The sequence below is a fragment of the Algoriphagus antarcticus genome (assembly GCF_002150685.1).
In the GTDB taxonomy this organism is placed as follows: Bacteria; Bacteroidota; Bacteroidia; order Cytophagales; family Cyclobacteriaceae; genus Algoriphagus; species Algoriphagus antarcticus.
In genome coordinates this window covers 1-16,408 of record NZ_MSSW01000092.1, presented here as the reverse complement: position 1 = coordinate 16,408, position 16,408 = coordinate 1, and the positions used below count along the sequence as shown (strand labels likewise).

At 40.4% G+C, this 16,408-nt stretch carries 12 protein-coding genes and 1 pseudogene; 5 read left to right on the top strand and 8 right to left on the bottom strand.

What is annotated here, in order from left to right:
* Window positions 1-12: 12 nt before the first annotated feature.
* Together BVH04_RS22960 and BVH04_RS22955 are read right to left on the bottom strand one after the other, a co-directional pair.
* Window positions 13-417 (bottom strand): annotated as a pseudogene (locus tag BVH04_RS22960) (GxxExxY protein).
* A gap of 58 nt (window positions 418-475) precedes the next feature.
* Window positions 476-1,426, bottom strand: a complete 951-nt coding sequence (locus tag BVH04_RS22955; RefSeq protein ID WP_086543806.1) for an arginase — start codon at window positions 1,424-1,426, stop codon at window positions 476-478.
* 268 nt (window positions 1,427-1,694) lie between these two features.
* On the opposite strand from BVH04_RS22955, the gene BVH04_RS22950 reads away from it, so the two are divergent.
* The 4 genes from BVH04_RS22950 to BVH04_RS22930 all read left to right on the top strand — a co-directional run bounded on the left by BVH04_RS22950 (window position 1,695) and on the right by BVH04_RS22930 (window position 8,390).
* Complete coding sequence (locus BVH04_RS22950; protein ID WP_086543805.1) at window positions 1,695-2,843, top strand: methionine aminotransferase; 1,149 nt, start codon at window positions 1,695-1,697, stop codon at window positions 2,841-2,843.
* A gap of 280 nt (window positions 2,844-3,123) precedes the next feature.
* Entirely contained in the window at window positions 3,124-3,558 is a 435-nt protein-coding gene (locus tag BVH04_RS22945; RefSeq protein WP_086543804.1) for a hypothetical protein, read from the top strand.
* Between the two features lie 118 nt (window positions 3,559-3,676).
* Entirely contained in the window at window positions 3,677-5,065 is a 1,389-nt protein-coding gene (locus tag BVH04_RS22940) for an arginine decarboxylase (protein ID WP_086543803.1), read from the top strand.
* A 556-nt stretch (window positions 5,066-5,621) separates the two neighbouring features.
* Window positions 5,622-8,390 (top strand): carboxypeptidase-like regulatory domain-containing protein, encoded by a 2,769-nt coding sequence (locus tag BVH04_RS22930; RefSeq protein WP_086543801.1) that lies wholly within the window; start codon window positions 5,622-5,624, stop codon window positions 8,388-8,390.
* 8 nt (window positions 8,391-8,398) lie between these two features.
* Here BVH04_RS22930 and BVH04_RS22925 read toward each other — a convergent pair whose 3' ends face one another.
* The 5 genes from BVH04_RS22925 to BVH04_RS22905 form a co-directional block, all read right to left on the bottom strand.
* Window positions 8,399-8,968: a mycothiol transferase gene (locus tag BVH04_RS22925; protein ID WP_086543800.1), complete on the bottom strand. Its 570-nt coding sequence runs from the start codon at window positions 8,966-8,968 to the stop codon at window positions 8,399-8,401.
* 68 nt (window positions 8,969-9,036) lie between these two features.
* Window positions 9,037-9,378, bottom strand: coding sequence for an L-rhamnose mutarotase (locus BVH04_RS22920; protein ID WP_086543799.1), 342 nt, complete (start codon window positions 9,376-9,378; stop codon window positions 9,037-9,039).
* A 237-nt stretch (window positions 9,379-9,615) separates the two neighbouring features.
* Complete coding sequence (locus tag BVH04_RS22915; RefSeq protein ID WP_086543798.1) at window positions 9,616-10,431, bottom strand: sugar phosphate isomerase/epimerase family protein; 816 nt, start codon at window positions 10,429-10,431, stop codon at window positions 9,616-9,618.
* Between the two features lie 4 nt (window positions 10,432-10,435).
* On the bottom strand, window positions 10,436-11,455 hold the full coding sequence (locus BVH04_RS22910; RefSeq protein ID WP_086543797.1) for a zinc-binding alcohol dehydrogenase family protein: 1,020 nt from the start codon (window positions 11,453-11,455) through the stop codon (window positions 10,436-10,438).
* A 219-nt stretch (window positions 11,456-11,674) separates the two neighbouring features.
* Window positions 11,675-12,607, bottom strand: coding sequence for an aldo/keto reductase (locus BVH04_RS22905; protein ID WP_086543796.1), 933 nt, complete (start codon window positions 12,605-12,607; stop codon window positions 11,675-11,677).
* Between the two features lie 286 nt (window positions 12,608-12,893).
* Between BVH04_RS22905 and BVH04_RS22900 the strand changes: the two genes are divergently transcribed.
* Complete coding sequence (locus BVH04_RS22900) at window positions 12,894-14,972, top strand: S9 family peptidase (protein ID WP_086543795.1); 2,079 nt, start codon at window positions 12,894-12,896, stop codon at window positions 14,970-14,972.
* Window positions 14,973-15,353: 381 nt separating this feature from the next.
* Here the strand turns inward: BVH04_RS22900 and BVH04_RS22895 are convergent, their stop codons facing one another.
* Window positions 15,354-16,166 carry an amidohydrolase family protein gene (locus tag BVH04_RS22895; RefSeq protein WP_086543794.1) on the bottom strand — a complete coding sequence of 271 codons (813 nt, stop codon included), beginning with the start codon at window positions 16,164-16,166 and terminating at the stop codon, window positions 15,354-15,356.
* Window positions 16,167-16,408 lie beyond the last annotated feature (242 nt).

Here is a 16,408-nt window from a genome sequence, read left to right as displayed (position 1 = left end):
TATGATATTCGATTATATTTTGGGTTTCGTATTGCCAACTCTTTGAATTCCATATTTAAGCAGAGAAACATTAAAGTTAATTAGCAGACCTAATTTAAATTTCCCGATTTTGACATAGTTGAGGGTTTAAGCAAAATGAACATCGTTTAGTATTTCAACCGATTTTAATTCCAAAACTAGTTTTCTTTCCACTAAAATATCAATACTGTAACCTACCTCTATACTTATACCATCAATTAAAAGAGGCATTTTTTTTTCTACCTCAACAAAAATACCAGCCTTCTGGAGCTTATAGGCCAAAACCTGCTTATATGCATTCTCTAAAAGTCCTGGGCCGAGCTGGCTATGTACATCTATTGCGATGCCTATGACCTTGGTAGCAAGTTCATTTTCAAGAATGAGATCATCTTCAATCATAACTATTTTTTCTCTTTTATCTCTGCGTTAACCTCTGTGACCACTGCGGTTGAAATCATTAAAAATTATCCACCAGACTTTTCGTAGTTGCTTCGAGGACTTCGAAAGCATTTTCGGCCATCAAATTCTCTGAGTCAAGCGTGGGATTCACTTCCACAATTTCCCAGCAACAGACGCGCTTATCTTGAATTAGTTTTACGTTTAGTTCTATCGCTTCCTTCACCGTAAGTCCATCAGCTACAGGAGTGCCAGTACCCACCGAAATAGAGCTGTCAAGGCTATCTACATCGAAGGAAATGTAGATTTGATCGCATGCTTTGAGTACTTCTAGCGTTTCTACCGCGATCTGGTCTATTCCTTTGGTTCGAACTTCCTGGGTGCTGAAGTTTTTGATTCCGTAATTTTTGATCAAATGATCCTCAGGCGCTTCCGTATCTCTTACTGTGATAAATACAATATCACTTGGGTGGATTTTAGGGAAATCGCCACCGATGGATTTTATCTTTTTCCAGATTGCCAAAGTCTCCTCGGATGGCTCATTCACTTTACAATCCAAGTTGTCAAGATGAGAAACCATCGCCAAGGGCATTCCATGCATATTTCCTGAAGGCGTGGTAAAAGGCGTATGCAAATCCGCGTGTGCATCTATCCAAATCACGCCCAAACGCTTCTCAGGATCAGCTGCCTTTATTCCCATAATTGTTCCCGCAGCTGTGCTGTGGTCTCCAGCCAAAACGATTGGGAATTTCTTCTCCATCCTTAAGGATTCGATCGTGGAATAGACGTTTTTCAATACTTGATAAACTCCATCAATGTAGTTGGCATGAGGAAAATTATTGCCTTTCCACAGGTAATTATTGGCATCGGGTACGTTGATAGGATCAAACTGAGTGAAGAAATCAGATTTCTTGTCCAAACTCGCAATCTTCAGAGCATCAATCCCCATACTTGCTCCACGGGTTCCCGCGGCAATTTCAGATCGTACTTCCACTAATATTATATCACGCATTCTTGGGTCGAGTTTAAAGTTATATCGGGTTTTATAAAGCGTCGCAAAACTAGTCAAAAATGCCTAGAAAGCGCTTGAAAATTCAATTGACGATGTTCAAATGGAGAATGATATGTGCATTTTAACCACAGTGGGCACAGAGTCTTACGCAGAGGGCACAATATTCTCATTTATGTTTTTGAGATTAATTGATGAGGTTCAACTACCCCAATTCCAGTTTTTTAAAGGATGGCAGGGGGATTTGTCTCAAAATCAATAGTTTTGGAATATGTCTATTTCATCCAAACTTCCCCAGGTAGGGACGACGATTTTCACAACAATGTCCAAGCTCGCAAGTGATTGTGGCGCAATAAACCTCTCTCAGGGATTCCCCGGTTTTGACTGCGATCCTGTATTGGTAGATCTAGTCACGAAGCATATGAAAGCAGGACTCAATCAATATGCACCGATGAGTGGTGTTCCAATTTTGCGGGAACAGATTGCGGTGAAAACTAAGTTAGTTTATGGTGTTGACTTGAATTCAGAAACAGAAGTAACGGTCGTTTCTGGAGCAACTGAGGCTATTTATGCTGCTGTGACGGCAGTGGTAAAGCAAGGTGATGAAGTCATTCTTTTTGATCCAGCTTATGATTGCTATGCGCCAGCGATTGAGTTAAATGGAGGTGTGCCAGTTTTTGTACCGCTTGAATTACCTGATTTTTCAGTGAATTGGGAAAACGTTAAATCTTCCATTTCTGATAAAACTCGGTTGATAATGATCAATACTCCACATAATCCTAGCGGGTATGTGTGGACACAGGAAGATCTTGATACGTTGGCTGAGTTGATTCAGGATAGAGATATATTGATTGTCAGTGATGAAGTATATGAGCATATCACTTTTGATGGGCGAGAACACCTATCCTTATTGACTCATCCTATCCTAAGGGAAAGAACTTTTGTGTGTGGGTCTTTCGGCAAGACTTTTCATGTGACTGGTTGGAAAATTGGGTATTGCTTGGCTCCTCTCAAACTCACAGAAGAATTTAGAAAGATTCACCAGTTTTTAACTTTTAGCACGGCTACTCCTTTGCAATATGCTTTAGCAGATTACTTATCAGAGCCTTTTCGATATTTGACGCTTCCAGATTTTTACCAAAAGAAAAGAGATTTATTCTGTGATGGGCTGAAAAACACTCCTTTCAAATTTACTCCAGCCCAAGGAAGCTTCTTTCAAATGGTGTCTTATGCACACCTTTCCCAAGAATCAGATTATGATCTTGCTGTCCGTTTGACCAAAGAAATAGGAGTGGCAAGTATTCCTATTTCAGTTTTTTTCTCTGACAAAAAAGATCATAAGATTCTTAGGTTTTGCTTCGCAAAGGATGATCCGGACTTGATGAAGGCTCTGGGTAAACTTCAAAACATAAAATTATAATATGTATGAACGCTTTTCTGCCAGTAAGCGAATTTTCTTTGGTCAATGGGTTGGAAGACCGGAGTAAACCAGTATTCAAGGTATCTGTGAATTTTTTATCCTATAAATTTTCTACTGGCAAGAGCCCGTATAATCACAAATTAAAATACTAAAAACCAGTTTGTTACTCAATTGGTAAATTCTCTATATTAAATAACCCTACAAAAATTATAGGGAAAGTAGGATAAAATAAAAAACTCTGTTACATTTGAAGCGTTATTAAATACAAAAAGTCACAAAAATGAGCGCGTTACCACAAACAAAACCCGAATCAGTAGATCAGGTAATTGGTTTAGCCAATGGCTTCTCCAAAGTTTCCGTTAATCAACAGGAGATCGTTAAGATTTTCAATCAGAAGTCTGATTTGGTCATGCAGGGAATGTGCAAGTTTGGAGATAGTTTTGAATTTCTTTTTCCGCTTTTCAAGGGACTAAGTGAATCAGGCAAACCAAAGAGTTTGAATCTGAGATTTTCTTCTTCTGAAAAGGCAGCATATTTTTATTATCCAGTATCAAGCCAGTCAGAGGTATCACTCTTCTTTTCTCAATTGATTTTGCTTTTACAAAATGAAGTGAAATTCAAAAAAGCGCTGAAGGAAATTATCATAAACAGGAATCACTTCATTTCTGAGCAATTCTTGCTTCAGAACGCGATGATGGGATCTATAGAAAATTAAGAAATCATTACGTTTTTCTAATATTAGGGACAGTCCTCAGGGATTTGTCCCTTTTTCATTTGAATTCACCTGAGAAAAAGCAATTTTTGCAGGGCTTTAACACCAATTAGTATTGCTAATGAATACGTACAAAGATTTAATTGAACAGACATTTGATTTTCCGACCAAGGAATTTATGGTAGAAAACAATGAGCTGCATTTCAATGGAGTGAATATGATGGAGATCATAGAGACCTATGGAACACCACTTAAGCTTTCTTATTTGCCAAAAATCTCTGAGAGTATTCAGAATGCCAAGACGTATTTTAAGAATGCGATTGAGCAGCATGACTATAAGGGAAACTATACTTATTGCTATTGTACCAAGTCATCGCACTTCAGCTTTGTGCTCAATGAAGCGCTGAAAAATGACATCCATATTGAGACTTCCTCGACTTTTGATATCCCTTTGGTACGAAGTCTTTATGCAAAGGGCAAAATCAACAAAAATACATTCATCGTCTGCAATGGTTTCAAGCGAAAGCTTTATAAGCAATACATTACTGAGTTGCTAAATGAGGGTTTTGTGAACTGTGTGCCGATTTTGGATAATTTGACTGAGATCGATTATTACTTGGAGCATGTGAAAGTGCCGTTCCAAGTTGGTATCAGGATCGCCGCAGATGAAGAGCCTAAGTTTGGATTTTATACTTCTAGACTAGGCGTGAGATACAATGATATCATCCAGCTTTACGAAGATAAAATAAAGGATAATCCTAATGTCAGCCTGAAAATGCTGCATTTCTTTATCAATTCCGGGATCAGAGATACAGCGTATTACTGGTCGGAATTGACTCGATTTATCCAGAAATATGTGGATTTGAAAAAGGTAGCACCAGCGCTGGATACCATGGATATTGGTGGTGGTTGGCCGATAAAGACCAATGTCTTTTTCGACTATGACTATCAATACATGGCGGACCAAATTGTGAAAAACATCAAATGGATGTGTGGCAAAAACAATACGGACGAGCCAAATATATTTACAGAATTTGGTAGCTATACGGTAGGAGAGAGTGGAGCGGTGCTTTATTCTGTATTGGAAGAAAAGCTCCAAAATGACAAGGAACTCTGGTATATGATCGATGGATCATTCATTACTCAATTACCTGACAGCTGGGGTCTCAACCAGAAATACATCATGCTTGCTGTAAACAATTGGGATCAGGGATATCAAAACATTAACCTCGGTGGATTGACATGTGATAGTATGGACTACTATAATTCCGAAGCGCACCAGTACAATATTTACTTGCCAAAACCGGAAGATAAAAAGGTGCAATATTTGGGCTTTTTCCATACGGGAGCTTATCAAGAATCGCTTGGCGGATATGGGGGAATTCAGCATTGCCTGATTCCCGCGCCGAAGCATATCTTGATCGATCGAGATGAAGACGGAAATGTCACCCACCGACTCTTTGCTGATGATCAGACAGAAGAGAATATGTTAAAAACTCTTGGATACTAAAACTTAAAACCACTCCCAAAAAGGGTGGTTTTTTTTTGTTTTTACCGCAAAGTTCGCGGAGTGTTTCGCAGAGTGCGCAATGACGTGTTGTTTTGCTTCTCCAGAAGAAGGACTGATTACATTAGCTAGATATTTTTTACTGATATTGTCAGTAGGGATTCTCAATGATGAAGTCAGGAGGTTCCTAAAGTTCGGTATTGCAATATTTGTCCCTTCGGGACGAATGGTCGGTAGCTTAATCATATACTAGATTATTTTCACGTTCCAAAGGAACGTTTGGTGACGATTTATTAACCAAACGTTCCGCTGGAACGACCAGACACAATTGAATTTTCTTGCTACCAACCAATCGTTCCTATGGAACGAACTCATAAAGATTTGACTTGAACATTAGTCATTAATAATTTTTAGACTTGCGATTAGGAGAAAGTTGGTAATAGATTAAAATAAGTCTGCTAGTCTACTCTTTAGAATTAGCTTTCTATCAAAATGAGTAAAATCCTTAAGTAAAATTTTCGCCAAAACTTCTATCTTAGTAACCAAACGCAATCTTTTCATGATGACTACATACCAAGCTAGATTACTATGCTTTTTGCTGGCGTTGTGTTTTATCAATTTTTCAATAAGTGCACAGACCATTTCTGGAATCGTAAAGAATGCCAAGACAGGTGAAGCGATGCCCTTCGCCAATGTCTTTATCAATAACACCACCATAGGAAGTACGACGGATGAGAATGGGAAGTATTATATCTCTGGAAATCTTCCCCGAAATGTTGAGTTGGTAGCTTCCTTTGTTGGGTATATAACGGCTACCAAGACATTGAATCTTTCTGGCGCTACCAAGGTAGATTTTAAGCTGGAGCCCTTGGAGGCTATGCTCTCTGAGGTGGAATTGAAATCACGCCGGGATAAGAAGTGGGAGCGGGACTTACGTCGATTCAGGGAAGTCTTTTTGGCTATTCCTGATGATCCATTTGCTTCCCAGCTTGATATAAAAAATCCCTGGGTTTTGGATTTTGAAACGGTAAAAGAAAACGGGCCCAACTACGTTCATGCCACCGCTCAGGAGCCACTACAAATTGTGAATGATGCATTAGGCTATGACGTGACTTACTATTTGAAGGATTATCGTTTTTATAACAACCGCTCAAGCTATGTGGGTTTTGTTTTTTTTGACCCACAAGAAGTAAGTGATTCTACAGAAGTGGAAACACTACATGCCAATAAAGAGACCAGCTATATAGGATCCATCCGGCATTTATTGAAATCAGTTTTATTGGCGAGGGTAGATGAAGAAGATTTCGAGATTTTTCAAATGCTGCCTACTGATTTACTTCGCACAAGAACGAATCTATATACTGAAGAACGTGATAAATCCATAAAGCATGTCTATGCAGATTCTATCCGGCGTATTCCTCTTAAAAATGGTAACTACAGAATAATTTGGCCTTATGATACGGAAATACATTTCCGGGGTAAATCATGGAGGAATAATTATTATTCTGATGTCTATCATCCTGTTAGCTGGATTTCTGCGCCTTTAGGTTATTTCGATATTGATCGCAGTGGGGTTCCTGTGGTACCTTCACAGGTAGTTTTGTCTGGCTACATGGGGAGGCAACGTATGGGGAGGTTTTTGCCCCATGACTATGTCCCTTCTGAAAATTTTGATAAGTATCTAGCTGAGGTTGACAGCAGTCAGTTACGATTTGCCCGATGGAATAACCTTCGGGAAAAGCCTTATTTAAGCACAAACAAACCTTACTACTATCCTGGCGAGACAGTTTGGCTAGGCGGTCTTATGCAGTATCAAAATAAAATCATGTCTGATACGCTGAGCAGAGTGGTCTATCTGGACTTGATGAATGAAGATGCAGAATTAATCCAATCAGAAGCTTTTCCTGTCAGAGAAGGTAAGATCTCTGGTGCTTTCATTATTCCACAAGACCTAGAATCAGGTGATTACTTTCTTCGGACGTATACCGAATGGATGCGAAATTATCCAGAACAGGATGTATTTCTACGGGCTCTTCCACTCTTGAAAAAGGAAGAAAATATTCAAGCTGGCGCAATAACTAATCCCGATCTTTTTGGGGATCTAACCATAAATTTGACAGACTCGGTATTCTTCAGGGATTCATTTAAGGAAATGAAATTCCAACTATCCTTTTTGGACGAAACGGAAGAATTGACAGAAGCGCAGTTTGCAGTTTCCTTAACCGATGCTGATTTGGTATCCACAATCGCTGGTCAAAGGACGATTATAAATGCAATGGATTGGTTGGATGAAAAGCAAGCTTATGAAAACCATATACTTGGCGATCATCAAATAGAGTATGGAATTACCCTAGAAGGGCAATTCTCCCGAGATAAAAAACGGGATCCGTTTATCAATCCAATCACGATTGTCAGAGGTGACTTGGCTGATTATGGAATAGTGCAAACCGATTCTTCAGGTTATTTCCGTGCTACTGGATTGTATTTCACTGACTCGGCCACTATAGCTATTGCAGCTTTAGATGATAAGCAAAAGCATTATGGATCGGTTAAGCTAAATGATAAATCCAAGCCAGATTTCAAAGGATCATTTCCTAAACTCCAGTATCAAACTTATGTGAGAGAAAATGATGAATTACGATTTGACCTCTCGGGCGACTATGTTTTACTGGAGGAATTTGTGAAGGAAGATGAAAAGATTGAAACCATGGAAGATCGTAATTATGGCTATGGAACACCTGATAGAGAGATTGGTGAAGAGAGATTGGCGACAATATCTGGGGAGGCTTTGGCAGGGTATTTAGGTTTAAAGCGTGGAGGGAAAAGTATTGGAAATTATAATTTCGGTATCAATGCTTCCAATCCCCTGCTGATAATCGATGGAGCTCAGTATCCTTTTTTGGATGATGAAAACTTTGACTTGTTGATGAGTTCCTTTATCCTAGCCGAATTGGAATCGATTAAAGTTTACACCTTTAATTCGGCGGTGTTTGGGATGGCTGGAGTGGGCGGAGTAATTATGATTACGACCAAAAAAGGCCAGAGAACTGATCCAACGAAAGAAAGCGCTTTTAATTCTGAGGAGTTTCAGCAATTTAAAATTCGAGGTTTTTCACGAGAAATACCTTTCCCAGATAGCCTTGAAGATGATAAACTGCTGGAGATCAAACCAACTCTTTTTTGGGAAGCGAATGCTGAAAGCGATAGGGGACTTTATTCATTTAAAGTAAAAATCCCTCAAGCTCTAAAACGTATGAATCTGAGAGTTGAGGGATTGACTAAGGACGGTTTGGCCTTTGAGAAGACTTTTGAAATCGCAGTGAAATAAGACTTTACTTACTCTGGCAATCTGCTTCTCAGCATATTGATTTGTCCCATGTGGTTCGCCTGATGCTCCATCACATGAAACCAAGCCCAGTGATTATCGGTTTGTCCACCTTTTGCAAGTTCCCCAAACCATTTATCATCCTTGGTTTTGAGCATATCTAATGTGTTTTGACGAACTTTTGACCAGATCTCCAGGTAATACTGGATGGGTTTTCCTACAAATTCCGCTCTTGCTTCATCGCCTAGATTCAAAGCAGTTTCCCATTTCTTTTTTTCCTCTTTGTTAAACCCTCTGCCTTCAAATGTATAAGCTTGATAATACACTTCTGTTGCTGCCAGGTGCATGATCATCGCACCAATCCGATTGGCCTTGTCGTCAAGTAAAAAATCTGTCTGCTCCTGATTGAGTTCTTGCGTACTGTAAATTATTCTTGCCCTCAGGTTTTCCAGCATGGACACCATAGTGCCGGTATCATGATCATAGCCCTCTGGAGGATTCATCGTGTTTTGCCCAAAACTTAGGCTAGAACTGACCAAAACGAGGGTGAAAATGAGAAAGGATTTGAATCTATTTTTCATAAAGAGGAAAGTTTAAGGATTAGAAAAATGAGCATAAAATTTGAAAATGGGTAGTCAATAGTTGTTAATTATTCCCCTGACTTGAAAATCCTATTCATCAGCACCCACTTTTCCCCAGGTTTTGCCCAAGGAATTGGTTGCTGATATTTCCACATGAAAGCTTCCCATTCTGCTATTATCGGATTGGAAGCATCGAACTTCGCTTTTGCCTCGAAGTCGAATTCATCGACAGTTTCCAAAAGCATAAACATACGATTGCCTGTTCGGAAAATCTCAATATTGAGAATTCCAGCATCTATATCATGCTGAGTGACTTCTGGCCAGGCGGCTCCTGCAGCATGATGCTGCTCGTATTCTCGGATGGATTCCTCATCGTCAATGAGGTCAAGTGTAAGTGCGAAACGTTTCATTTTTTAAAGTATCAAGTAGGAAGACGTAAGTATCAATATATTAGATATTAGAGTCAAGAGCATAAAACCAAGAGTCAAGATTTGCGCAACTCCCCCTTGGATTTCTTATATCATTTGGAATTGAAATGTTTGTAAAAGGGGGTTGGGGGGATTTATATTTAGGGCATTGAATGGCAAACCATTATTTATCAGCCTTTAAGGATGGAGGTGCAAAAATTTTAAATTTCAAATTTTAAATTATGCAAACCACTTCCTAAACTCTTCAATAGTCTGCTCAGCAGCTGCGTCAGGATTTGGGTAGGGGAAAGCTTCCGCTGAAGCATAACCGCTATATCGTACAGTTTTAAGTGCTTCAGCTATTTCCCTCATAGATGTATGTCCGAAACCCATCGGTCTTCTGTTGCTATCCGCGAAGTGAACATGTCCAATGTATTTACCCCAATTCAGAATGCTTTCCTCCAAATTTCCTTCTTCTATATTCATGTGGAATAAATCTGCCAAAAGCTTCACTGAGTTAGTTTCTAAGGTTTCCATGAATTTTGATCCAGCTTCAATCGTATTGAGTATGTTGGTTTCGTAGCGATTGAGTGGCTCATAGATCAAGGTCACACCTTTTGATTCCGCATGCTTCCCAAGTTGATTCAGCCCTTCAGCTAGCCATGACATCGTTTCTTCCCTATCATTTCCCGGAAGTACATTTCCCTGTATAGAACCAATAATCGCTGGTGCGCCAAAAGCTGCTCCGAAGTCAATCATATCTGAGATAAAGGATATTGCCTTCTGTCGAACGGTTGGATCAGGATTAGTAAGCGTCAAGCCATGAATTACCTTGCCTGCTCCAGTGCCCACAGCAGCGAGTTCGAGTTTATGCTGCGCTAAAAGTTCTTTCAATCTAGGAATTTCTATCGCATCTGCCGAAGGGGTGAAAAGTTCTATGGCATCAAAACCCAGCTTTGAAGCTTTCTCCATTCCAGCTTCTAGGTTTTCCCAAAATATCCAAGGCCCAGTTTTGATTTGAGGTACTAGGGCGATTGTTACGCAGGATTTTATCATTTCGTTATTTGTCAAAATCTATCATTATTTTAATTATACCCTGCTGATCCACCGACCAATCTGCAAGCGCTTGTTCGGACTCGTCGATGGTTACCACTTTGCTGATCACTTCATCTACAGGGAATTTTCCTTGCTCCAAGTATTCAATTACTTCAGGGAATTCGGTGGTGCAGTTTCTGGAACCCAGAATTTCTATTTCCTTTTGCACAAATAGAGAAGTGTTGAATTCCACTGGAGCTTTTGCGTAGCCAATGCAGACTACTCTTCCCGTAAACGCAACTTCTTCCACCGCTTGGCGATAAGTAATCGGACTTCCCACGGCCTCGATGATCACGTCAGGGCCATCGTTGGTAGTCATCTCCTGCAGTGTTTGATGCAGATCTACCTTCTTTGGATTGATGGTATGTTTCACTCCAATTTTCTTGGCGATCTCCAGCTTTGCATCATCCAAGTCAATTGCGATCACTTCCGCTCCTCTTTCTACTGCGGCTGCCACTGCTCCCAAACCTACAATTCCACAACCGATCACCGCTACGCGATCCTGAGCAGTGACTTTTCCGCGGTTCACAGAATGGAAACCTACAGTAAGTGGCTCAGCCAAAGCTAGTTCCCGAAGGGATAATTTCTCCGAAGGAAAAACATCCTGCCACGGCAAAGCAATGTATCTACACATCGCACCAGGACGACGAACGCCCATGGTCTTATTTTCCTTGCAGGCATTAAGCGCTCCTTTGCGACAAGCGATGCATTTCCCGCAATTTAAGTAGGGGTAAACTGTCACTTTCATTCCGACTTTTACCAAGTCCGGAACGTCAGCACCTAATTCCTCTATGGTTCCGCCAACTTCATGTCCGAGGATATTCGGATATTCTTGTAAGGGGAAAAGGCCTCGGTAGCTATTCAGATCTCCTCCGCAAAAGCCAACCATCCCAACTTTAAGGAGAACTTGTGCAGCTTTTGGAGTTGGTTTTTCAACTTCTCGGAGTTCTGTTTTTCCGATATCTGTTAGGACTAGTGCTTTCATTAGGTTTGAGTTTTTGTTGAAGAGTATTGTGTATGTACCTGAATTTATTTCAGTGAACTTAATTTCTTTGATAGACTATGAGACCGAAGACGGAAGACCAAAGAAATGTTGACCATGCCTGCTTTAACTTGACACCTTTTACTTCTTACCACTTACAAACAAATCGCATCACGCCCAAGTCATTCGCTATGACGCTACTTCCGTCTTCGGTCTCCCAGCTTATATATTATTCTCCGCCTTTCCTTCAAACCACATTTGGTTTTTGACAGGAGCTACGAGGGTTTCGATTTCTTCTAAGAGTCCTTCAGGAATCTGGAAATCCAGCACACCTACATTTTGAGTAATCGTGGCCAGATCGCAAATGCCTACGATAGTGGTGGTAATATCTGGATGATCCAGTGCATAGCGAATAGCCATATCACTGAGTTTTACTCCGTAGCTGGCGCAAAGAGTAAGCAGCTTTGATTGCATTGCTTTCATTTCAGGCGGTGAGCGATGCCAAGTTGGTAACTCAGCATCAGAAAGTATGCGTTGCATCAAAGGAGCGGCATTCATTAGCCCGAAGCCTTTTTCCTTCGAAAGTGGCACGAGTTCACGATTGATTTCGTCTTCCAACAGATTATAATGTGCCCAAGAAAGCACTGTGTCCACTTCTATATTTCTGGTGATTTCTGCTAGGTAATTGACAGGCAAACCTGTGATTCCAATGAATCTAGCTTTGCCGGATTCTTTGAGTTTGACTAGTGTTGGCCAGGCTTCATTGAGGATTTGATCCTTGTCCACAAACTCGATGTCGTGAAGCTGAAGCAAGTCAACGTAGTCGGTTTTGAGACGTGAAAGTGATTCATCTACACTTTTCAAGATTCTTATTTCTGAGAAATCAAATTCCTGTAAATCATATCGACCACATTTAGTAGCTAAAATAACTTGGTCACGCTTTCCTTCCAGTGCAATTCCCAATCGCTTTTCCGCCAGGGTAAGACCATAAAATGGAGAAACATCGAAAAAATTCACTCCATGATCTATTGCGTAATGAACGGCTCGGTAACCGTCCTTTTCGTCAGAAACATTAAAAACATCACCCATCGGTGATGCGCCGAATCCAAGGATAGACAAGTCTATTCCTGTGTTTCCTAACTTTCGGTATTCCATAAAAAGGGCTTATTGTGGTAGATTATTTTTGTTAAACCAATATATCCAGGATTTCCGGGGCAGGCAATTTATAGCCTCTTTCAAAGCCAATTAGTTAGGAGTTTTAAATGAAATAATGCTGAATTAGATTGGGTGGAAGTTCAAATCACAAAGTGAAATATTGTGAAAATCAGTCTATGTCGCGCCTAATAATTCCATCTAAACGCGTCACTCGTGTATTTATGCCTGTTTTTTCCATCTAAAAATAGTAACATCGCAACACGAATAAACTTAACCCGAATACTATATGAAGAATAAGTTCTTCCTTACAATAGCGGCAGCATTAGCCACTACCATTTCTATTTCGCAGGCTCAGGACAAGCTCAAAAGCATGCCTGGCTACGCGCAATACCAGAAAATAGCTCCTCAAATTAGATCTGCTATAAAAACGGGAAGCCTAAATGTAACATGGGCTGAAGAGGGCAAATCCTTTGAATACGTCGAAAACGGTAAGCTTCAATCCTTTTCAGTAAAAACCAAAAAGGTAACAGAAGTGGGAAATATTCCTACACCGGAGCGAAGAGCTTGGAACCGTCCTGCCCGAGGTCGTCAGTTTGATTCGGCTGAGTCTCCAGATGGAAAATACAAAGCCTTCACCAAGGATAGAAACATGTACCTCAGCGATCCTGACGGCAGCAATGTAATCGCAATCACGACGGATGGTAACGAAGAAAACCAGGTAAAATACGGTATCGCTACTTGGGTGTATGGCGAGGAATTGGGGCAAAACACTGCCATGTGGTGGTCTCCTGATGGAAGCAAAATCGCTTTCTACCGATTCGTAGAGAAGGATGTGAAGAAATATTATGTGCTTTTAAATCAGTTGGAATTGTATGATTCTCTTGAGGTAGAAGCTTATCCTAAAGTAGGCGAGCCAAATCTACCTGTAGATCTGATGGTCTATGATTTGGCTACCAAAAAGATGACTGAATTGGACATCAGAGATGGTAAGTCCTACAGTGATGGAGACTTGGGCACATATATTTATGACTTGTCTTGGACACCTGATGGCAAAGAATTGCTTTACCACAGTACCAACAGAAGACAGAATATCCTTGAGCTTCGCGCTGCAAATCCAGAAACTGGCAAAAGCAGAACTGTAATCCGTGAAGAATGGCTTCCTAGTTTCGTGGAAAATTCTCCAGAGATGGAAGTTCTGGCTGATGGCAAGCACTTCATCTGGGCTTCCGAAAGATCTGGTTTCACCAACTATTACCTGTATAATTTTGACGGAACACTTGTCAATGCGATTACCACTCATCCTTTCGAAGTATCAACTATCGTAGAGGTGGATGTGAAAAATGAGATGCTTTACTACATGGCTCGCAGTGGTGATAATCACATGCTGATGCAGCTTCATCGCGTACAACTTGATGGAACGAAAGAAACTAGATTGACAGATCCAGCATATAATCACTCGGTTACGATTTCTCCAGACTTCAACTACTTCGTGGATGTCGCGCAGACGCATGACGTAGCACCATTTACTAATTTGGTGAATACCAAAGGCAAAGTAGTAGCAGAGCTGGCAAAAAGCGACATGAGTAAGTTTGAGGAATTGGGCTTGAAAAAAGTGGAGGTATTCACCTTTACTTCCAAAGACGGTGTGACTGAATTGCACGGAATGATTCATTTTCCATCTGATTTTGATTCGAGCAAAAAGTATCCAGTCATCCTAAGTAACTACGGTGGTCCAGCCACTAACGCATTCAGAGAGACTTTCACCTTGCCTGATCCATTGACTGAATATGGTTTCTTGGTGTTGAACATTGATGGAAGAAATGTAAAAGGACGTGGCAAGAAATTGCTTGATCAGTTGTACGGAAATCTTGGGTTGGTAGAAATGGATGATTTTGCCGAAGGCATCAAATCACTTCATGACCGTCCTTATTTCGATAAGGATAGAGTGGGTGTTTACGGTACTTCTTACGGTGGAACTACAGCTGCTTCGATGTTGCTTAGATTCCCTGAGTTGGTGCATGCAGCAGTTGCGAATTCTTCTGTGACCGACTGGAGATTGTATGATAATATCTACACAGAGCGATTCATGAGTACGCTTGACAATAACGAAGAAGGGTATAATAGATTCAGCTTGATGAATATGGCAGATCAACTTGAAGGCGAATTATTGATTTTCTTCGGTACTGCAGATAACAATGTGCATCCAGCCAATTCACTTATGCTGATCAATGCTTTTCAGGATGCTGGTAAAAGCATAGAAGTGCAGATTGCTCCCGATGGTGGTCACACAGCCCTGAACCGAGATAGAATGATGGAGTTTTTCATTGAGCATTTGGTGACAGACTATAAGAAAGTCGTTCGCTAATCACTATTTCATTTTCATAACAAACCACCTGCTGAGCGATCGGCAGGTGGTTTTTTTACGTTTATGAACCGCGGTGGACGCAAAGTTTTTCGCAGAGAACGCTATCTTTAGCCGAAGTCTTCAGACTTGTGCTTATTGCATTGCAGTCTCCTGACTGCTTTCCTTAAAGTATCTCAGTTCAGTAGAATCCTGTTATCCTGCTGCTTCAGAATGAAAACACATTACTTAGTAACGTTTGGAAGGTGGCCAGAAATCAGCAACGCATAATTGTCATTCTGTAGGAACGTCTCATAAAATATAAATGCACCATGCGTTCCGATAGAACGCGGGAACAAAAATGAATTCCATTTTCTATCAAACAAATACCCCATGGGACGATTCCTATTTGATACTATTCACATCTATTTTGAATAGTTCTGCTGCATTTTGCCAGAGGATCAATTCTTTTTTGTCATCGGGCAGATCCAAATTCTTCATGAAATTTAAATAAGACTTCATGGAGGAAATAGGCCAATCTGTGCCATAAAGCAGATACTTTGGATTTCCTGCGTAAGTGATCATTTGTTCTAATTCGGTTTTCATAAAGCGCTCAAACTTCTCCGAGAAATTCCCCAGCACTAATCCTGAAAAATCAGCGTGTACATTTTGGTTTTTGTAGGTGACTTCCATGCAGTCTTTGATCCAAGGATTGCCTACATGGCAGATCACAATTTTCAACTCAGGATAATCCACAGCCAGATCATCGATGTGGATGGGGTGGGAATATTTTACCCTTCCTGAGGGAGAATAAGTATCCCCTGAATGAAACATCACAGGCACATCATATTCTATGGCCATGTCATAGACGACTTTCATTCGCATGTCATTTGGATAAAAAGGCTCGTAGCCAGGGTAAAATTTCAAGCCTTTGATAAGGCCTGATTTTAGGTACGCTGCGATTTCACTTAGATCATGATGATTGTAATTCAGGTAGCTGATGCCAGCTACTACTCCTAGGTTTTTCCTGTTTGCGATAGCTTCCACCACCTTTTGGGTACTTGGTCTGTGTTCATTGACTTTGTAAGAAGTGAGTACCAGAGAGTAATCAACGTTATTTTCCTCCATGGTTTCGGTCAATTTATTCAGGCAGTCTTCCAGCGATACGACACGCTCTTCATGGTAATTATTTATGTGGGTATGTACGTCTATGATCATGTTTTAAAAATTGATTCCTCTAAAATGTAACAATTATTTGACCAAGGGAGAAAATTAATGATAGGGATCAAGTATCCAGTAATAAGTTTTTCCCGTATTTCCAGATGATTTTTTCACAGAAAATCGACCATGCTCAGGAGATGGATTGGTAAATCAGCTAAAAGATTTTGCATCAAGGGATTAATTATAAATGTGTAACCAGTTTTTTTCAGGATAAAACATTATTAAAATCTCTTTGAAGC

Coding starts and splice junctions, on each gene's coding strand:
- BVH04_RS22920 (WP_086543799.1), bottom strand. CDS start 9,378: ATGAAACGTTTCGCACTTACACTTGACCTCATTGACGATGAGGAATCC.
- BVH04_RS22900 (WP_086543795.1), top strand. CDS start 12,894: ATGAAGAATAAGTTCTTCCTTACAATAGCGGCAGCATTAGCCACTACC.
- BVH04_RS22925 (WP_086543800.1), bottom strand. CDS start 8,968: ATGAAAAATAGATTCAAATCCTTTCTCATTTTCACCCTCGTTTTGGTC.
- BVH04_RS22910 (WP_086543797.1), bottom strand. CDS start 11,455: ATGAAAGCACTAGTCCTAACAGATATCGGAAAAACAGAACTCCGAGAA.
- BVH04_RS22955 (WP_086543806.1), bottom strand. CDS start 1,426: ATGCGTGATATAATATTAGTGGAAGTACGATCTGAAATTGCCGCGGGA.
- BVH04_RS22945 (WP_086543804.1), top strand. CDS start 3,124: ATGAGCGCGTTACCACAAACAAAACCCGAATCAGTAGATCAGGTAATT.
- BVH04_RS22895 (WP_086543794.1), bottom strand. CDS start 16,166: ATGATCATAGACGTACATACCCACATAAATAATTACCATGAAGAGCGT.
- BVH04_RS22905 (WP_086543796.1), bottom strand. CDS start 12,607: ATGGAATACCGAAAGTTAGGAAACACAGGAATAGACTTGTCTATCCTT.
- BVH04_RS22930 (WP_086543801.1), top strand. CDS start 5,622: ATGATGACTACATACCAAGCTAGATTACTATGCTTTTTGCTGGCGTTG.
- BVH04_RS22940 (WP_086543803.1), top strand. CDS start 3,677: ATGAATACGTACAAAGATTTAATTGAACAGACATTTGATTTTCCGACC.
- BVH04_RS22950 (WP_086543805.1), top strand. CDS start 1,695: ATGTCTATTTCATCCAAACTTCCCCAGGTAGGGACGACGATTTTCACA.
- BVH04_RS22915 (WP_086543798.1), bottom strand. CDS start 10,431: ATGATAAAATCCTGCGTAACAATCGCCCTAGTACCTCAAATCAAAACT.